We start from the raw sequence: 19,051 nt of genomic DNA on the forward strand, positions 1-19,051 counted from the left end.
GAAGGGGGGGGGCGAACACGCCAAGCGCGAGACGGAGTTCATCCGCAAGTCGATAGATTCGGAACGCGGAAGCGCTAGTTATTAGGGTATTCTTGGTCGGATTCATCTGGTATTTTTGCCAAAATCAACATGATATAATTCGCTTGCAAAGACTTGGTGGCGCTTACAAAGAGATGGAATGTTGCTCCTAGCGTATTTGTTTGCCAAGTCTTTTTTTCAATTTTCGTATTCCTTGCAAGGGGGTGACATTTAAAAAGTCGGCCATATACGGTCATGTTCATCTTGGCATCAGCTGCAAGGGATAGACCCAATCCAAAACGGGAGGATTAGGATCATGAAGGGAATGAAGCGGAAATTTGTATCGCTGCTGGTTGCCGGGCTGATCTCGCTGATGATTGCCGCCACGGCTTTTGCCGCTGTCTGGAGCTCCTCGGATAACTTTGCAAGCTGGTCCAACGGCGGTTACACGGTTTATAACGATGTTTGGGGCAGCGGCGCCGGTCCGCAGACCATTTGGGCCAACTCCTACAGCAACTGGGGCGTGACCTCGAATCAGCCCAATACCGGAGGCGTTAAATCTTATCCCAACAGCACGAAGGAAATCAACACTCAGCTAACTTCGCTTCACAGCCTCACCAGTTCCTTTAATGTAACCGTTCCCACCAGCGGATCGAGCTTTGAATCCGCCTACGACATCTGGGCGGGCAATAACGCGCATGAAATCATGTTGTGGATGAACAAATACGGAGCGGTCAGTCCTATTGCCTCTTCTTGGGACGCTAACGGGAATCCGGTTCCTGCCTACACGAATGTCAGCGTCGGAGGACATACCTGGAACGTGTACAAAGGCAGCAACGGCTCCAATGACGTCTTTTCGTTCGTCCGCACGAGCAATACCAACTCCGGAACCGTCGATGTGCTTGCGATTTTGAATTGGATCAAATCGAAGGGCTGGATCGGCAATGAAATCGTCAACCGGGTCCAGTTCGGATTTGAGATCACCTCGTCGCCGAATGCGTCGTTCACCTGCAATTCGTATTCGGTAAGCTATTCCTGAGTCGGTTCCACGATGGCCAAACAGCCGCTTCTCCTGACGGTTAAGCCGTTAGAGGAAGCGGCTGTTTTTTGCGCTGCGTAAATCTTTAGACAACCGTAAGCGATTGATGTTCGAATTGAAGCTGCCCGAGCGAGGGGTGTCGGAAATTGGGTAGATGAACCGCCAAGTTGCCCTTTTTGTAGACAAGCGTGATCGACAGCCCACTAAATAGGAAGACAAGTTAACCCAAAGTTAATACAGACGAAACTCCCTGATGATACACATCGCCTATGCTAGATGGGGATATTTGCCTGGCTTGGTTGCCGGAGAGTCTTTACCCCGAAAGGAGCAAACGCGATGGACGGGTTGGAAAAAAGCCTGAGTCTGCCCCGCGATCCGGTTCGCGCCCGGGCCGTGCGGCTTCGGCGAACGGGAACGCTGAGCGGATTGAAATGGAGGGAGAACGTCCTGGCCTACGCCTTTTTAGGTCCTTCGCTTCTCTTGTTCGCCATCTTCTTCTTCTATCCGATGCTGAAAACCGTCTATTTGAGCCTTCACACCACCGATCCGACAGGGCGCGTCGCCGGATATGTCGGATGGGATAACTTCTCGTATTTGTTTCGGAATCCGCAATTTCTGCAAGGATTGAAAGTGACCGCCTTGTTCGCGCTGCTGACCGTCCCTACGGGCATTGCGCTCGCGCTGGTTCTGGCCGCGCTGACGAACGGGAAGACGAGAGGGATCAAGCTGTTCCAATTCGCCTTCTCGCTGCCGGTCGTGCTGTCCGTCGGCTCGGCTTCGGTCATATGGATGTTTCTGTACCATCCCACCCTCGGTACGCTGAACTATTTTCTGAGCCTTCTGCACATCGCTCCGGTGTCCTGGCTCGTGGACCCCAAGTGGGCGCTCGTCTCCGTGTCGATCATGACCGTATGGATGAATCTCGGCTTCCAATACATCGTTCTGTCCAGCGGCTTGCGGGGCATTCCCGACGAAATTTACGAGAGCGCCAGAATCGACGGAGCCGGCCCGCTGCGGCTGTTCGGGCGCATTCTGCTGCCGCTGCTCTCGCCGACGCTGTTCTTCCTCGCCGTCGTCTCCGTGATCGGTTCGTTCCAGTCGTTCGGGCAAATCAACATCTTGACCCGCGGCGGCCCGATGAACAGCACGAACGTGCTCGTCTATTCCATCTATCAGGAAGCGTTCGTCAATTTCCGCTTCGGTTCCGGCAGCGCGCAGGCGCTCGTGCTGTTCGCGATCATTTTCATTCTGACGCTCGTGCAGTTCGCATGGCTGGAGAAGAAGGTGCATTATCAATGACGCGGATTCGGAAGCTTCTCCCGGAAGCCGTCTTGTATGCGGTGCTCGCCGTCTGTGCGCTGGCGGTGCTGTACCCGGTCCTGTACACGTTCGCGACCGCGCTGCTGACGCCGGCGGAAGCGAGCGAGTATCCGCCGCGCCTGTTCCCGCGCAGCTTCTACCTGCAAAATTTCATCGACGTGTTCGGCCTCGTCCCGATTGCGGCGTTTATCGGCAACACCTTCCTCGTCTCGGGCGTCGTCATGATCGGCCAGCTCGTCACCTCCAGCATGGCCGCTTACGCCTTCGCGCGAATGAACTTTAAAGGGAAAAACCTGCTGTTCGCCCTCTTCATGGCGACGATGATGATTCCGTGGGAAGTGACGATCATTCCCAACTACCTGACCGTGCGCGCCTGGGGATGGCTCGATTCGTACCAGGGCCTGATCGTGCCGTTCCTGGCGGCTTCCTTCGGCACGTTCCTGCTGCGGCAATTTTTCATGCAGCTGCCTGCCGAGCTGTTCGAAGCGGCTCGCATGGACGGCTGCGGACACGTCCGTTATTTCGTCTCGCACGTCATTCCGCTGTCCAGGCCCGCGCTCGGGACGCTGGCGGTCTATTCCTTCCTGAACATGTGGAACGCCTACCTGTGGCCGCTGCTTGTGACGAACAGCGACAAGATGAGAACGGTCCAAATCGGCGTCTCGATGCTGCAGTTCCAGGAGACGACTTCGTGGAATCTCGTGTTCGCGGGCATTACGCTGGTTATTCTGCCCTCGCTGCTGCTGCTCGCTCTCGGTCTGAAGCAGTTGGTGCGCGGCATGACCGTAGGGGCGTTGAAGGGTTAATCGGTCTAACGGAAGCGATCCGCTGCGAGAAGCAGTTGATTGATAAAAAAGTAGACAAGGGAGAGAGTACCTTACTATGAAGAAGCTTCATTCGAAAGGGTTGCTTATCGCTTCCTCCGCCGCCTTGCTGTTGACGGCGACCGCCTGCGGCGGCGGAGGCTCCGAATCCGGCAGCGCGCCGACCGAAAGCCTGGCTTCCGCCAGCAATTCCTCGTCCGGCAGCAGCGAATCGGCCGCTTCGAGCGAACCGTCCGCAAGCAGCGCCGGCCCCGTAAAAATCGTCTGGTGGCACTCCATGACCGGCCCGGGGGCGCAGGCGATCGATAAAATCGTCTCCGACTTCAACGCGAGCCACTCGGACATTCAAGTTCAGGCGGTGTATCAAGGAACGTACGACGACAGCCTGAACAAGATGAAAGCGTCGATGGGCTCATCCGAAGGCCCGAACATCGTGCAGGTTTACGAGATCGGCAGCCGCTTCATGGCGGACTCCGGGGCGATCACTCCGATGCAGAAGTTCATCGACGAGGATCAGTACGACCTGAGCCGACTGGAACCCCACATTACGAGCTACTACACGATCGACGGCAAGCTGAACGCCATGCCCTTCAACACTTCGAATCCGATTCTCTATTACAATAAGGATGCCTTCAAGGCGGCCGGTCTGGATCCGGAGAAGCCGCCGAAAACGTTCGAAGAATTCGAGCAGGCCGCGAAGGCGCTCAGCAAGAACGGGAAGAAGGGCGCTTCCATCGCCATTTACGGCTGGTTTATGGAGCAGCTGTTCGCCAATCAGAACGCGGATTACGTCAACAACGGCAACGGCAGAACGTCTCCCGCGACGGAGTCGCTCGTCAACAGCGAAGCGGGCGTCCGCACCTTGACCTGGTGGAAAAAGATGATCGACGAGAAGGTCGTCTCCAACCTCGGGCGCAAGACGGACGACACGGACGCCGCCTTCGCGGCCGGGCAAATCGCCATGACGATCGATTCCACCGCATCGCTGCGCAAGATCGTCGATTCGGTCGGCGGCAAGTTCGAGGTGGGCACCGGGTTTCTGCCGCGTCCGGCCGACGCCAAGGAAGGCGGCGTCGTCGTGGGAGGAGCCAGCCTGTACATTCTGAACAACAAGCCGGAGAACGAGCAGAAGGCGGCCTGGGAGTTCATCAAATATGTGACGACGCCGGAAGTGCAAGCCTACTGGAACGTGAATACGGGCTACTTCCCGATCACGAAGGCGGCGTACGACCAGCCCATTTTGAAGGATAACATGGCCAAGTTCCCGCAGTTCCAGACGGCGGTCGACCAGCTGCACGCATCCGCGGACTCGACCGCGACGCAAGGCGCGCTCATGGGCGTGTTCCCCGAAGCGCGGCAGATCGTCGAAGGCGCCATCGAATCCGCCTTGAACGGCCAACAGGAGCCGAAGGCCGCGCTCGACGCCGCCGCGAAGCAAATTACGGACAAGCTGGCGCAATACAACAGCACGGTGAAGAAATAAACGCGTTGCAAGCCTCGTTTGCCAGTCCCGGCGGAATGTCCGCCGGGACTTTTGCGGCATGGCGGACTGGGAATAACCTCACGGCCGGTAAATAGCAAACAGTCAAGCGGCAGCCCGAAGCGCCTGAAGCGGCGGAGGCTGCCGTTCGCTTTTTCCCTTCCCCGAAAAAGGTTGAGAAAACTTCAACCTTGTCCCGCAGCGCAAGGCGAGATAGAATTTGGAATATCTTATAAATCACATTAAAATACTAGGAGTTAATAGCGCAATGAGAATCATCTACTTCGATATCGATTCGCTTCGGCCGGATCACATGAGCTGTTATGGGTCCACGGCGCGCTTACCCATTGGGGCCCCGGATGCGAATTCGATTATCCCGAAGGAGACGGACATAGCGAGACGGTTCCTTTCTTCACGAACGGGAAAGGCGTCGACGTCGCCTGGTCGACGCCGGCAAGCTCGTCACCGACAAATATTCGCTCGATCAAACGCAGGAAGCGATGGAGCGGGCGCTCAACCATAAGAGCGAATGCTTGAAAGTCGTTGTCTACCCGAACGGGCGGTAATCGGCTTTCGCCGCCCGTCAGCAGGACTTCACGGACTTTAACCTGATCGGTTGAACCGGCAGATCGCAACAGCATAAGTCAAGCGGACCATCCTTGGGGCATGGGAGCGAACGGGCTCCCGCGCTTTGGGCGATGGTCTTTTTGCCGTCTTCGCACCTTAAAAAAGGACACTCCGGACGTTAATAATGATCCGTATTCAACGAATGTAAGCGATTTTATAATGAGGTCATCGCATGACAGGAGGTGGAGCCGGCGTGAGCAAGCCGCTAACAGCAACCGTGTCGACGCCGGAACAGACGAAGCCGCGAGCCTCGGACCCGGACGGCTTCTTCAGGCAATTCCGCAAGCAGCTGCCCTTTCAAATTTTCGTGCTGCTGGGCATCGGTTTCTTGCTCGTCTTTTCGTATACGCCGCTGTTCGGCATTTTGATGGCTTTCAAGGATTATCGCATCACGATGGGCATTCAAGGCATTTTCACAAGTTCGTGGGTTGGGCTGGCCTATTTCCGAGAGATGGTTCAGGACTACAATTTCCCGACGCTCGTCCGCAACACGATCGAGCTGAGCTTGCTGAAGCTCGTCTTCTCGTTCCCCGTTCCTGTGCTGCTCGCCGTCATGCTGAACGAGGTGCGCCGCTCGGCTGTGAAGCGCTTCGTGCAGACGGCCAGCTATTTGCCGCATTTCATTTCTTGGGTCGTCGTCTCCGGCATCGCCACCGCGCTTTTCTCGGCGGATTCGGGTCTCGTTAACGATCTGCTTATGTCGCTGCACTTGATCAAGAAGCCGCTCGAAGTGCTGACCGATCCGGATTCCTTCATGAGCCTGGCGGTCGTCTCGGCGGTATGGAAGGAGACGGGCTGGTGGACGATCATCTTCCTGGCGGCCATCGCGGGCATCGATCCGCAGCTGTACGAAGCGGCGGCCATGGACGGCGCCGGTCGGCTGAAGCGGATCTGGCATATTACGCTGCCGGGCATGAAGAGCGCGATTGTCGTCATGCTCATCCTGGCCATCGGCAACATACTCGGGGGCGGGCTGGCCGGCTCGAACTTCGAGCAAGCCGTTCTGTTCGGCAATCCGCTCAACAGCGACAAGTCGCAAATCTTGCAGAGCTACGCGTTTAACGTCGGCTTGGCGCAAGGCCGATTCGCGTTCGCGACCGCGATCGATCTCGTGCAGTCGGCCATCGCGCTTGTGCTGATGCTGTCCGCCAACTCCGCAGCCAAGCGCTTTTCCGGATCCGGCCTGTACTGACGCCGCCTAAGCGAAGCAGCCACACCCCAGAGCAAAGGAGGACAAGCCGTGTACGGCAGAAAAACGACTGAAGACCGGATCGTGGACGGCGTCAACTATACGCTGCTCGGCATGATCGCGTTCCTCACCTTGTATCCGTTCTATTACGTGCTGATCGCTTCCTTCAACCTCGGAGAGGACACGGCGAAGGGCGGCCTGTACTTGCTGCCCCGCGCCTTCACGCTAAGCAACTATACCTTTTTCTTCAAGGATCCGAAGTGGATCGACGCATTCGGCGTCACGGCGCTGCGGACGGTCGTCGGAACGGCGCTGAGCGTCCTGTTCACCTCGCTCGTCGCCTACGGCCTGGCGAAGCCGGATCTGGTGCTGCGCAAGCTCTACTTCCTGCTCGTCGTCGTCGCCATGAACGTCTCCGGCGGCCTGATCGCCTACTATGTCGTTCTGCGCGGCATCGGGCTGCTCAATACGTTCGGCGTTTACGTCATCCCGACGATGCTCAACTTGTTCTTCCTGATGATCGCCATTTCGTTCTTCCGGGACATTCCATCCGACCTTGCCGAGTCGGCGCGGATCGACGGAGCGGGAGAGACGTTCATTTTCCTGAAAATCGTTCTTCCGGTCTCGCTGCCGCTCTTGGCGACGATGGCGCTCTTCCTCGGTTCCGGCCAATGGAATTCCTGGCTCGATTCCGCCTACTTCGTGCAGGATCAGTCGCTGCGGACGCTCGCTTACCGGATGATGGAGGTCGTCAACCAGACGATGATCGGCTCGGACTCGCAAGCGGCGCAGTTCACCTCGAAGCTCGGCGTCACCCAGTTCTCCGTGCAGGTCACGGCGATGGTCATCTCGGTGTTCCCGATCATGTGCGTGTACCCGTTCCTGCAGAAGCACTTCGTTCAGGGCATGATGCTCGGTTCCGTCAAAGGCTGATAAGGCTCGGCGGCGCGTCCGTTCCCAGCGGATTACCCGCCGGTTCTTATACATGTTAAACTTATGAAAAGGGGATGTACAAGAGATGTTGAAAGCGCTGCAACGAACCGCCCTTTTAACTTCCGCAGCCGCGCTCGCGTTCGGCGCGCTGACCGCGTGCGGATCGAACGACGAAGCCTCCGCGCCGTCCGGTTCCGCCTCGGCTTCCGCTTCCGGCGGGAGCGCGCAGCCGGTTGAATTGAACCTGTTCGTCGATCAGCCGTGGTGGCCGCTCAAGGATTGGTCCGGCTCCGTTCCGGAAGAGATTACGAAGAAGACCGGCGTCAAGCTGAACATAACGGTAGCGACCGACGAGAAGCAGCTGCCGCTCATGATCGCGTCCGGCGATTTGCCCGACCTCGTCGTGACGAGCACCCAAATTACGCGGTGCGCTGACGACGTTCAATTCGGCGATCGGTCTCGTCGTTCCGGATCCTGACTCGCAGGAGCAAATCATCGAGACCAATATTACGAACATGATGAAGAACGAGGAGACCAAAGTATTTCTGGCCAAGTCGGAGGAGGACGCCAAGACGGCTTATGCGGCTATGGTCGCCCAGGCGGACAAGATCGGCATGGCCAAGTTGGAGAAGTGGGCGAACGACAAGTACGCCCAGGTGAAGCAGCAGTTCCAGCAATAAAGGCAGAGCAGAGCGTCAAGCGGCCGGCCATCGGCGGCGATGGCGGCCCGGGGCCACGAGCGGCGAAGCTTCGGCATCGCCGCGTCGGGCTCTTTCGCATTGGGGCGGGACGAGAAGATGGGAGAGACGACGCGGGATGGTATAATAGGGCGAGAGCGAAATGAAAGCGGTGCCATCTGATGAATCCGATCTGCAAGAAATACCGGAGCCGGAAGCAGACGAGAATCGTGACGAAGCTGTTCATCGGCTACGTGCTGCTCATCTGCATTCCGTTCGTTATTTTCGGCTACGTCTTCTACCGCCAGATGTACGGCAATATGCTAAGCGAGTACAAGAACGGCAAGGAGCAGTTTACGGCCCAGGCCTACAGCAATCTGGAGGTCGAGTTGTCCAAGCTCGAATCCGTCTATCCGCTGTTCCAGAACAATACCAAGCTGACGGAATTTCTGAGCGGTGCGTATTCGACCGACGTGGATATGGTATACAACTATTTGAAGGAGATCAGCCCGACGTTCTCGTTCGCCTCGCTCACGAACCCGATTGTCGGCGACATCCGCATTTACAAGGAAAATCCGGACGTGCTCGAGCTCGCTCCCGACATTGTCGACATCCGGTCCTTTACCGATCCGGCGCACGAGGCGGAGGCGAAGGCGCTGGCCCCGAACAAGGGCTTGTGGACGTTCCGGCCGCAAGCGAAGACGAAGCTGCCGGTTCTGACGTACATGCACAAGCTGTATACGGACAATTACGTGCAGGAGCTGGGACTGCTGCAAATTACGGCCACCGACCGGCTGTTCGACCAACTGTTCGCCACGCTGAAGAGCGGGGAGAGTGGGACGGGCATCTTCATGGTCGACGACGGCGGCCGCATCGTCTACGCCGAGCCGATGGCCGGTTGGACCGGCGAAGAATTGGCGGACGTGGCCGGCCGAGTCGCCCCTTCCGGCATGTCCAGCTTCTTCGTTCGCCGCCATGCGTACCTGGTGAACGCCTTCAGCGTCGACAAGTGGCATCTTCGCGTCGTGGCGGTGCGGAAGGTCACGAGCGTCTTCGGCCTGAACGGCAACGTCGGCTGGTCGATCGCCGCCGGCGTCGCTCTGCTGGCGATCTTGTCGCTATTCTATTTTCTGATCGCGTCCTCCCTGACCCGCAGAATCCTTCGCTTCTCGCGCCACATGAAGCGTGTCCGGGGCCCGCAGCTGGCGCTCTACCCGGAAGAGAGCGGCAACGACGAGCTCGGCTTTCTGATCTCGTCCTACAATGCGATGGTGCGGCGGGTGGACGAGCTGATCGGAGCGGTGCATCGGACGGAGCTGCTCAAGAAGGAGGCGGAGCTGCGAATGCTGCAGGCGCAGATCAAACCGCACTTCATCTACAATACGCTGGAGACGATGCGGATGCTGGCGCTCGTCAAAGAGGATCACGAGGTGGCGGAGATGTCGTTCCTGCTCGGCAAGCTGCTGCGTTACAGCCTCTCCGGCAACAAGGACGAGACGGTGCTCGGCGAGGAGCTGAACCACATTCGGCACTATATCGCGATCCATAAGCAGCGGATGGGGGACCGGCTCACGGTCGAATTCGAGACGGACGACCGCGCGCTCGGCCTCCCCTGCCCCCGGTTCATCCTGCAGCCGATCGTCGAGAACAGCATTCTGCACGGATTGGGCAAGTCGAGAAGGCCGGGGCGGATCCGCGTGGAAGTCCGCGACGCGGCGGATGCGGTCGTCATACGGCTGTCCGACAACGGGGCGGGCATTCCGGAGGAGAAGCTGGCCGCTCTGCGCGAGCGTCTGGCCGGCGCCGGGGAACAGCCCGTCTCATCCGGCACCGGCGGCATCGGGCTGATCAACGTAAGCGAGCGGATTCGTTCGTTTTACGGCGGACGGTCGGGCATCTCGGTCGACAGCGCGGAGAACGAGGGAACGCGATTCACCGTTCGGCTGGACAAAACCGCGGCGAGGAGGCTGCATCATGCTGAAGCTTATGCTGGTGGATGACGAACCGGCCATTCTGACCGGATTAAAGTATATGATCGGCCAGGAGAAAACGTTGTTTACGGATGTGGTGTGCGCCTCCGACGGCATCGAGGCGCTTGAGATGCTCGACAGCCACAAGCCGGACCTGATGATCACCGACATTCAGATGCCCGAGATGAACGGCCTGGAGCTCATCCGGGAGGCCCAGCGCAAGCGCGACATGCGCTTCGTCGTCTTGACGGGCTACGACACGTTCGAATACGCGCGGCAGTCTATCCGGCTCCAGGTCGCCGATTATTTGCTCAAGCCGATCGACCGGAAGGAGCTGTCCGCACTGCTCCGGAAGACGGCTCTGGACATCGTCGGAGACAAGGGACGCGGCGGAAGCGCCGGCCGAACGGCCGAAGCGGATGCAGCCGGGACTGCGGCCGATTCCGAGCAGGCTCATCATGCCGCGATCCGCAAATTCAAGGCATTCATTCAGGACAACTATATGACGGATTTGTCGCTGGAGCAGGTGGCGGAGCATCTCGGGCTGCATCCGAATTACGTGTGCGGCGTGCTGAAGCGGGAGACGGACATGACGTTCGTCCAATATTTGCGGCAGGTACGGCTGGAGAAAGCCAAAGAGCTGCTGAGGAGCCAGCCCGCCATGCCGCTCGAGCAGGTGGCGGTCAGCGTCGGGTATTTGAACCCGCGGCATTTCTACAAGGTGTTCAAGAAGGTCGTCGGCCAGACGCCCGGAAGCTTCCGGGGGGGCGAGAACGGCTTGGCCAACACCGTTAGCTCAGGGCAGAAGCCTGCTGCGCCCCTCGCCGCCCCCAACAAGACGGCAAAACCGTCTTGCTGAGTCGAGTAGGTCTCAAGGGACAAACAAGAAGCGTCCCGATAGTTGAACGTTTAGGAGGCTAATGAGCGATTGGGGACGGCGCCAGATGTTCGACCAGAGCTTGATGCAGCGTCCCTTTGGTTGTCGCCTTGCTTTCGAAGGACAAGCCCGATCGAATCATCGTCCTGACGATTTCCGGCCTCAGCCCGGTAATGACGGTTTGGCAGCCCATCATTTTGATCCCGTCGATCAGGCCGATCAGACTCTTCACGATGTCGGGCTCCATCTCGATGACGCCGGACAAATCGATGACCAGCTTCTCGATTCGGCTGCTGCCGATCTGGGACAGCACCTTCTCCTCGATGATGTCCGAGCGGGTCTTGTCGACCGTTCCGATCAAAGGGAGGATGGAGATCGAAGGCGTAAGGGGAATAATCGGCACGGATAAATCTTCGGCCATCTCCTTGTGCGCCCGGGCCAAATCGTCCTTCACCTGGGAGTAACTCATGAAGAAGTGGCTGAGGAACAGATCGAGCAGCTCGTTGATTCGCTTTTCCATGACGTAAAACTGTTCTTTGTCGGTAAAATGATCGTTGATTCGGTCGTAACGGTAGAGGAAATCCCAAATGACGCGGCGCACCGCCTGAATCCACTCCAGCTTGAAGGCGAGGTTAAGCGAATGCTTGGCCCAGTTCACGCCTTCCGCCTTGGCGAAGGATACCGTCTCGTACTCCTTGCCTTGCACGATGTAGAGGACCAGCTTGTAGGCGTTGGCCAACAGGTCGATATTGCCGATCTTCATCATTTCGTCGATTTTGTCCTGGGCGTTAACCGCTTCCATAAGGAGTCGCTTTTCGAAAGTCTCCCGGTTTTGGATAAAAAAATCGGCCAAGCTGGAAGACTGGGACGCGTTCGAATCCAAACGGACCCTCTCGCTTTTCCGCTGAACGCCGGTTCCTCTGGGGAAGACGATCGTAAATTTCGTTCCTACATGTTCCTCGCTCTCGACCTTGATTTCGCCGTTATGCTGATAAACGACGGAGAACACGAGCGTAAGGCCCATGCCGGTGCCGTTCTCCTTCGTCGAAAAAAAAGGCGTTCCCAGCATGCCGAGCTTCTCCTTGGGAATACCGCTGCCGCTGTCTTCTATGTATACGATAACTTCGTTCTCCGTCGCTTTATGTCCCACGGTAACGGTGCCTTTTCCCGGGATGGCCTCGAAGGCGTTTTTGAGCAGGTTAAAAAACGTTTTCTTCAGTTGATTGCGCTTGCCGTAGATGAAGTTGCCGGGATCTTGGATATCTTTGATCAAATTCACCCGATAAAATTGATCCTGGAACAGCTGAATGAGCGACTCCAGCTCCACCGTCAAGTCGATCGATTCGAACGGCTCGTCCTCCCCGTCGGGGCGCGATACCTGAAGCAGGTTTTGCAAGATGCCGATGGCATTTTCCAGCTCCGATTGGGCGATCTCGATGTAATGCTTCTCATTGCGTTCCTTTAACAGCTGCAAGAAGCCTTTGACGGCCGTTAACGGATTTTTGATCTCATGAGCGATCCCTGCCGCAATTTGGCCGATGGAAGCAAGCTGGCTTAAATGCGCGTCGTTCCGATTGTTCGTATCCAACCTCTAAGCACTTCCTTTCACTGCAAAAATAGCGTAGGAATGTTTTCCTACTTCTATCTCTTCTTAATATACAATAATTTATGCGAAGGTTGCGGCCGTTCGGGCAAAAAGAAGACGCCGGATTTGCCTTTCGGCCCAAAACCGACGTCTTGTCGACATTTTATTCGATTTCTCGCGGCTCTTAAGCGGCGGCTTACCCGGCTTCGGCAGCGGCGCCCGGCCGCGAAGCCGCCGCCGCGCCGACCAGGGCTTTGTTCTCCCATGCCCGGCTTCGCCAGCGGAAGAACATGATAATGCCGCGCGTCCATTCGTCCGCGGCGATGGCGAGCCACACGCCGGCCAGTCCCATGTCGAGCACGAAGACGAAGAGGTAGCCGAGCGGCAAGCTCATGCACACCATGGACACGACGCCCCAGTAAACCGGATACTTCGCGTCGCCGGACGCCCGCAGGGCGGGAACGAGCAGAAGATTGAGCGAGCGGCCGGTCTCCAGCACGATGCTAAGCGTCATCATCTGCGCAGTCAGCTTCCCTATGGCCGGGTCGTCCGTAAACAGGCCGACGAGCGGGTGGCGGAAGAAGATGACGACGAGATCGATTGCCACGGTGATGAGCAGACACCAGCGGGCGCTGGCCCATACCCGCCGGTAGGCGTCCTCCTTGCGCCCGGCTCCGACGAGCCGGCCGACCAGAATCGCCGTGCCCGTGCCGCATGCGACGCTGAAGAGGAACACGTACGACGAAATGTTCATCGCGTACTGGCGGGAAGCGAGCGCCGTCTCGCCCAGAAACGTCGCATAATAGAGAAAGACGGACTGGCAGGCGTGATACAGCACTTGCTCCAACGCCGTCGGGATGCCGATCTTGAATATTTTCTCCATGTATTCCTTGACGAACGTCACATAATCCTTCAGACCGATGCGCACGTCCACGATCCGGTACATCATCCAGAAGAAGACGACGGCCGCCGTTCCCCGGCTGATGACCGTCGACAGCGCCGCGCCGTCCACTCCGAGCGCAGGCAATCCCGCCGCCCCGAAAATGAGGACGTAGTTGAGCACAATATGAACGACATTCATGCCGAGCGAGACGAACATAGCTTCCTTCGGGTAACCGTACGTGCGAATAATCCCCGACAGCGCGTTAATAACCGCCTGGAAGAAAATCCATCCCCCGACGATATGCAGGTAAGACACCGCCATGTCCAGCGTCTTGCCCTCCAGGTTCATCGCCCGCATGAGCGGTTCGGTAAGCGCGACGAACAGCAGGCTGAGCGCGATTCCCGCCAGCAGGTTCATCGTGACGGTCAGCGCCGCGATCTTGGACGCCTCGACTCTCCGCCCGGAACCGAGATATTGGGAGACGACGACGTCCGCGCCGTTGTTGATGACGCCGATGATGAGAACCGCGATAAAAATGAATTGCGAAGCGACGCCGACCGCCGACACCGCTTCGTCGGACACGCCGCTGAGCATCAAGGTGTCGGCGGAGCTCATGAGCATAAACAGCAAATTTTCCAGCAAAATCGGCCAGGTCAGACGGAACAGGCCGAGTTCGCGATTCGTTACCATGCAAGCCACCTCTGGTTGTCTTTGCGACACTGCGGATTTCGAGACCCAACCATGTTAGCATAAACGCGCGTTCACGACAATGGCTCCGCTGCCGGTTATCCGCTTTCAGCAAACTTTAATATGATCTTTATTTTTAGTTAAGAGTCGAACGTTAGAATAAGCGGAGAGAACGGCTCTTAGCTTACAGCCAGGAAGGCGGTTGTCTCTGCCATGAATCATTCCAGAAAAGCGTTCATACCGGCGGCCCTTGTCGCCTTCGCGAGCATTGCCTTGATCGTTTATTCCTTCTACGCTTCTTCCCGCGGCCGAGGGCATCCGCCGAACATGCCGGCGGCAGGGGCCCGGCCTCCCGGCGGGGAGCGGGAAGAAGGACTCGATCCGTTTACGCTGTTCGGAACGTTGGCCGTCGTCTGCGGGGCCGTCAGCTTCACCTGGCTGAGGTTCAAGAAGAAGCTCGTCTCCCCGTCGCCGATTGTGAAGAAGCTGGCCAAGCTTCTTTACCGCGTCCATCCGTTTACGGGTTGGGCCGCGCTCCTTCTGATCGCGGCGCACGGATCGTATTTTCTCGTCACGAAGCTTAACGACCACAAAATCTACACAGGGCTCGCCTCGTTTCTCATCTTGCTGGCTCTGGCCGGCTACGGCTTCCTGATCAAGCGCGTCCGCAACAAGTGGCTACGCAAAGCTCATTTTTATTTGAGCCTGCTATGGATTCCGGCTTTGCTGTTGCACGCCGGAGGATCGTTCCTCGGGACGGCGCTCGCCACGGCGGCGGTGTGGGCCGCCGTCTGGCTGCTGGAGCGTGCGACCCAGCCAAAGCCCGCCTGAGCCGGAGTAGAGGGAAGACCGGGTGTTCGAATTCGGGCATCCGGTCTTCCCTTTGTTCGGCGTTCCCTTTAAACTGAATGCGAAGCGAACGTCGACGACTTACGGAGGGCTATTTGATTGGTAAAGCCCAAACATATCCGATTTCATTGGAAAATTCCCTAATTTGTTAAAAGGGAGAGATTCGAGCAAAAGGTTCCTCCTTTATAATGAAAGCAAGCTATTCCAAGGAGGACAATGCGATGGCTCTCGCTGGAAGAAATCGTTCCGCGCTTTGGTTCATCTGGTTGGCCGCTTTCATACTGCTCTTCGACTCGGCTGCCGTGCTTTCGCTTCCTTCGGCCGATACGGACCGCGTTCTCGGGTACGCGGTGGTCTTCGACTTCGCGATCGTCATTCCGCTGCTGTACTGGTTGTTGGTGGCGCGGTGCAAAGGAAAATCCGTTCTTAAAGCGGCTCCCTTCACGATCGCGGGCGCAGTGGTGGCATGGCTCGTGCTTCCCGCCTCGCTCCGGGGCCAGGTGTGGGACGTCGTGTGGCCGATAGAACTGCTGATCGCAGCCGTCGAGATCGCCTTGATCGGTTACGAGCTTCGAATGTTGTATCGGTTCGTCCAACGCTTCAGGCGTACGAAGCGTTTCGAGCCCGACATGGGCGAGGCGCTCCGCATAGCGGCTAAGGAAGCTTTCGGCGCTTCCAGAATCGCCTCCTTGGTGCAGCATGACGTCAGCGTCGTCTATTACCTCCTGTTTTCCTGGAAGCGGAAGCGCGCCGCCGAAGCGGCAGACGGCACGCCGGCGTACTCCTACCATCGAAAGACGTCGTTGACGCTCTACGCTGGCTTGATCACGCATATCGTCGTGTTCGAAGCGGTCTTCCTTCATCTGCTCGTGCAGCAATGGTCGCCGATCGCCGCTTGGGTTCTGACGGCTGCGGATGTCTGGATCGTCGCGCTTCTCTGGGCGGACTGCCGCGCATCGGCGCTTTGTCCGATCCGGTTGACCGCCGGAACGATTCGCCTCCGTTACGGGCTCCGCATTCAGGCGGACGTGCCGCTCGACAGCATCGCGGCCGTCTCCGCGGCTTTGTCGTTCGAGCCGGACGCAGCCGAACGCAAGCGCTTCGCGACGCCGCTGCTCGGCACTCCGAATGTGCGGATCGAATTGAAGCGTCCGCAGACGATGGACGGATTGCTGTTCCTGCCGCGCGAAGTGAACGGTTTCTATCTGGCGGTCGACGATCCGCAAGCGTTCGTTCGCGACATTGCCGCCGCGCAAAGGGAATAAGCCGGCCGGAAACCAGACAGCCGAGATATAGGCGCTTGAAAGAAAATGGCGACGTTAGGGAGCTGATCCTGCGTCGCCATTTTTTGATTATGGGCAAGCGACGGCCATCGGCTTCCTTGGAGCTGTCGCAGACCGCGCTGCAAGATCGATTTGATGATACGGAAAAATGCTGTCGAAATGAGTTCGTTCGATTAATATTGAAAGCGTTATGGCATTTTGTTTTATATTTTAGATTAGAATCAAACCATCGCTTGATCGCGCGAAGGAGGGGGCTTATGCGGCAGTGGATCCGAAGACTGACGCCCGAGACGCTCAAAAACCGGATTCTGCTGGCGTTTCTGCTGCTGGTGCTCGCACCGATCGCCGGGCTCGTCGTTTACAATTTCGGAGAGACGGAACGGGTGCTGCAGGAAAATGCCGCGACGAAGAACATGGAGCAGCTGGAAGAGATCCAGAAGAGCTTCGTCGACGCGATGAGTCTGGTCATGAAGACGGGGCTGCTGCTGGAGCAGGACGAGACGCTGCGCTCGGCGCTGCAGCATCCCGAGCAATACGACACCTTGAAGCGGAAGGCGATCGTGGAGAACAAGTTTGCCGGCATCGAGAACAGCTTCTTCCTTACGGGGACGACCGTTTACTACACCTTGATCGATTTTTACGGGCACGTTTACACCTCCTTCTCCCCCCGCAATCCCTTAAACTACGAGGAATTGAAAAACGAGCCCTGGGTCAAGGCCTTGCAGCGCAAGGACGGAGACCGTTATTTCTGGAACCCGGCGGATACCAATTACGTCGTCAGGGAACGCACGACGAGCCGGAACATGCTGAGCCTGTACGAGCTTCTGCGTGACGATTCGCTGAGGCCCTTCGCCTACGGGCGCTTCAGCATCGACTACGAGGAATGGTTCTACCGCACGACCAAAGACCGCCAGGGCGAAGGCGCCTACTTCCTTCTCGATTCCTCCGGGAAGCCGATTTTGCAGTCGGTCGCGGGGGAGCCGTTCGAACCGTCCGTATCGGCCGCCATCGTCCGTAGTTCGGACAGCTCCGCGGCGACGTCTTCGCTGATTCAGCAGCGGGAACGCGCGCTGTATACGTACAGCCATATCCCGGAGCTGAACGGCTACTTGGTCAAGAAAGTGCCGCTGTCCCTTCTTTTCAAGGAAGTGGATCGGCAGAAGCAGCGTTTCCTGCTGGGGTTCGCGGTCATTTTGCTGCTGTTCGTCATGCTCACCTATCTGATTTCCTCGACGATTACGGTTCCGCTCAAGCGCTTTCAAAAAAGGATGGAAACATCCGTCAAAGCCAATCTGAAGGTGAAGCTGCCCGAACAAGGAAGAGGCGAGATTCTGGCGCTGACGCGCAGCTTCAATTCGATCATCGACGACATCCATGCGCTGCTGGAACGGCTCAAGCTGGAGGAGCGGCAGAAGCAATTCGTGCGGTTCCAGGCGCTGCTGGCGCAGATGAATCCCCATTTTCTGCTGAACACGTTGAACACGGTCAAGAGCATCGCGCTCGAGAGGGACCAGGACGACATTTACGACATTTGCGTGTCGCTGGGCAAAATTCTGGAAACGACGCTGAATACGGAAGTCGATCTTATTTTGCTGAAAGACGAGATGACGCTCATCGATTCCTACATGGAAATCCAAAACGCGAGGTTCGGCCCCGGCATCGAGTTGGCGTACGAAGTGAGCGAAGAGCTTCTTTACGCGCTCGTTCCGAAGTTTTGTCTTCAGCCGCTGGTGGAGAACGCCATTCTTCACGGCTTCCGGCAGGCCACAGTCCGGGGACGGATCGCGATCAAGGCAACGGCGCGCCGCTCCCAGCTTTATCTGGAGGTGGCGGACAACGGCATCGGCATCGAACGAGCGAAGCAATCGAAGCGGCCGCGCAAACGGAAGGGGATCGGCGTGCAGAACGTTCGGGAAAGCCTGGAGCTCCTGTTCAAAAATCAGCCCACCGGGCTCGCGCTGGAGTCTTCGGCCGAAGGGACGACCGCGGTCATGCACTTCCCGCTGCTGCTGTCGAAGCCGTATGAGAAAGGGGAAATCCGATATGTGGCGAACGCTGATCGTTGAGGATGAGCAGCCCGCAAGAGCGAGTCTGCGCAAGCTGATGGGCAAAGCGGAGGTCCCGTTCGAGATCGTGGGGGAGGCGGCCGACGGGCAGGAGGCGCTCGCGCTGATCCGCGAGCTGCGCCCGGACGTCGTCATCACCGACATCGTCATGCCCGTCATGGACGGGGTGACGCTGCTGCGATTGGCGAGGGAGGAAGGGTTCGAATGCCGCTTCGTCATGCTGACGTGCATGGGCGAATTCGAATACGCGCGTCAAGCCGTCGAGTATGGAGCGTCCAGCTACATGCTCAAGCTGTCCATGGACGCGGGCGGCCTTCGGCAAACGATGAACAAGGTGGCGGGCGAGTTGGAACGGCGGGAGCGGCTCCGCAAGGTCGAGAAGTGGTTTCCGGACAAGGCCGAGCCGACGGATCACCCGGAGCTGAACCGGATGATCCGCCATATCGAAGAGCATTACGCCGAAGACATTACGCTCAAGGGCTTGGCCGATTGGATCCGGATGGACGCCAGCTACGTCAGCGATCTGTTCAAGAAGAAGACCGGAACGACGCTGACCCATTACATTCAGAAGCGCCGAATCCAGGCGGCCAAGATGCTGCTGGCGGAGACGGACCGGACGGTCAGCGAGATCGGACGGCAGGTAGGCTTCGAGAACGACAATTATTTTATCAAGGTTTTCAAAAGATGGTGCGGAGCGACACCCAGCGAATACCGGAGGAGGCTGTCCGAATAAAGGCTAAAATT

16 protein-coding genes and 1 pseudogene are annotated in these 19,051 nt (G+C 57.8%); 15 read left to right on the forward strand and 2 right to left on the reverse strand.

Annotated features, from left to right (window positions below):
- Positions 1-334 precede the first annotated feature (334 nt).
- From G485_RS0105130 to G485_RS25170, 11 genes and pseudogenes are all read left to right on the forward strand, one after another.
- Complete coding sequence (locus G485_RS0105130; RefSeq protein WP_205620116.1) at positions 335-1,057, forward strand: GH12 family glycosyl hydrolase domain-containing protein; 723 nt, start codon at positions 335-337, stop codon at positions 1,055-1,057.
- 336 nt (positions 1,058-1,393) lie between these two features.
- Positions 1,394-2,356, forward strand: coding sequence for a carbohydrate ABC transporter permease (locus G485_RS0105135; protein WP_027091668.1), 963 nt, complete (start codon positions 1,394-1,396; stop codon positions 2,354-2,356).
- Positions 2,353-3,183 carry a carbohydrate ABC transporter permease gene (locus tag G485_RS0105140; protein WP_035154851.1) on the forward strand — a complete coding sequence of 277 codons (831 nt, stop codon included), beginning with the start codon at positions 2,353-2,355 and terminating at the stop codon, positions 3,181-3,183. Before G485_RS0105135 ends, G485_RS0105140 begins: the two co-directional genes overlap by 4 nt.
- 76 nt (positions 3,184-3,259) lie before the next feature.
- The gene (locus G485_RS0105145; RefSeq protein WP_027091670.1) at positions 3,260-4,684 is read left to right on the forward strand and encodes an ABC transporter substrate-binding protein; all 1,425 of its coding nucleotides are present in this window, start codon (positions 3,260-3,262) and stop codon (positions 4,682-4,684) included.
- A 437-nt stretch (positions 4,685-5,121) separates the two neighbouring features.
- Positions 5,122-5,247, forward strand: a pseudogene (locus G485_RS29720) (NAD(P)-dependent alcohol dehydrogenase); the annotation flags it as partial.
- A 254-nt stretch (positions 5,248-5,501) separates the two neighbouring features.
- Positions 5,502-6,500 (forward strand): ABC transporter permease, encoded by a 999-nt coding sequence (locus tag G485_RS0105155; RefSeq protein ID WP_420805728.1) that lies wholly within the window; start codon positions 5,502-5,504, stop codon positions 6,498-6,500.
- Between the two features lie 48 nt (positions 6,501-6,548).
- Positions 6,549-7,430 carry a carbohydrate ABC transporter permease gene (locus G485_RS0105160; protein WP_027091673.1) on the forward strand — a complete coding sequence of 294 codons (882 nt, stop codon included), beginning with the start codon at positions 6,549-6,551 and terminating at the stop codon, positions 7,428-7,430.
- A gap of 85 nt (positions 7,431-7,515) precedes the next feature.
- Positions 7,516-7,908 (forward strand): hypothetical protein, encoded by a 393-nt coding sequence (locus G485_RS0105165; protein ID WP_027091674.1) that lies wholly within the window; start codon positions 7,516-7,518, stop codon positions 7,906-7,908.
- 37 nt (positions 7,909-7,945) lie between these two features.
- Positions 7,946-8,110, forward strand: a complete 165-nt coding sequence (locus G485_RS29725) for a hypothetical protein (RefSeq protein WP_156922134.1) — start codon at positions 7,946-7,948, stop codon at positions 8,108-8,110.
- Positions 8,111-8,289: 179 nt separating this feature from the next.
- The gene (locus tag G485_RS0105175; protein WP_027091675.1) at positions 8,290-10,107 is read left to right on the forward strand and encodes a sensor histidine kinase; all 1,818 of its coding nucleotides are present in this window, start codon (positions 8,290-8,292) and stop codon (positions 10,105-10,107) included.
- On the forward strand, positions 10,082-10,936 hold the full coding sequence (locus G485_RS25170) for a response regulator transcription factor (RefSeq protein ID WP_084423120.1): 855 nt from the start codon (positions 10,082-10,084) through the stop codon (positions 10,934-10,936). The genes G485_RS0105175 and G485_RS25170 overlap by 26 nt, the downstream gene beginning before the upstream one ends.
- A 58-nt stretch (positions 10,937-10,994) precedes the next feature.
- Here G485_RS25170 and G485_RS0105185 read toward each other — a convergent pair whose 3' ends face one another.
- Together G485_RS0105185 and G485_RS0105190 are read right to left on the reverse strand one after the other, a co-directional pair.
- Positions 10,995-12,542: an ATP-binding protein gene (locus G485_RS0105185; RefSeq protein ID WP_027091676.1), complete on the reverse strand. Its 1,548-nt coding sequence runs from the start codon at positions 12,540-12,542 to the stop codon at positions 10,995-10,997.
- Between the two features lie 193 nt (positions 12,543-12,735).
- Positions 12,736-14,112, reverse strand: coding sequence for an MATE family efflux transporter (locus G485_RS0105190; protein ID WP_035154855.1), 1,377 nt, complete (start codon positions 14,110-14,112; stop codon positions 12,736-12,738).
- A 210-nt stretch (positions 14,113-14,322) separates the two neighbouring features.
- Here G485_RS0105190 and G485_RS0105195 point away from each other — a divergent pair, with 210 nt between their 5' ends.
- The 4 genes from G485_RS0105195 (at position 14,323) to G485_RS0105210 (ending at position 19,040) form a co-directional block, all read left to right on the forward strand.
- The gene (locus G485_RS0105195; protein WP_027091678.1) at positions 14,323-14,940 is read left to right on the forward strand and encodes a hypothetical protein; all 618 of its coding nucleotides are present in this window, start codon (positions 14,323-14,325) and stop codon (positions 14,938-14,940) included.
- 239 nt (positions 14,941-15,179) lie between these two features.
- Positions 15,180-16,223 carry a hypothetical protein gene (locus G485_RS0105200; RefSeq protein ID WP_027091679.1) on the forward strand — a complete coding sequence of 348 codons (1,044 nt, stop codon included), beginning with the start codon at positions 15,180-15,182 and terminating at the stop codon, positions 16,221-16,223.
- Between the two features lie 275 nt (positions 16,224-16,498).
- Positions 16,499-18,307: a sensor histidine kinase gene (locus G485_RS0105205; protein WP_027091680.1), complete on the forward strand. Its 1,809-nt coding sequence runs from the start codon at positions 16,499-16,501 to the stop codon at positions 18,305-18,307.
- Positions 18,285-19,040, forward strand: coding sequence for a response regulator transcription factor (locus G485_RS0105210; protein WP_027091681.1), 756 nt, complete (start codon positions 18,285-18,287; stop codon positions 19,038-19,040). Before G485_RS0105205 ends, G485_RS0105210 begins: the two co-directional genes overlap by 23 nt.
- Positions 19,041-19,051: the final 11 nt, after the last annotated feature.

The sequence above is a fragment of the Cohnella thermotolerans DSM 17683 genome (assembly GCF_000429825.1).
Lineage (GTDB): Bacteria > Bacillota > Bacilli > Paenibacillales > Paenibacillaceae > Cohnella > Cohnella thermotolerans.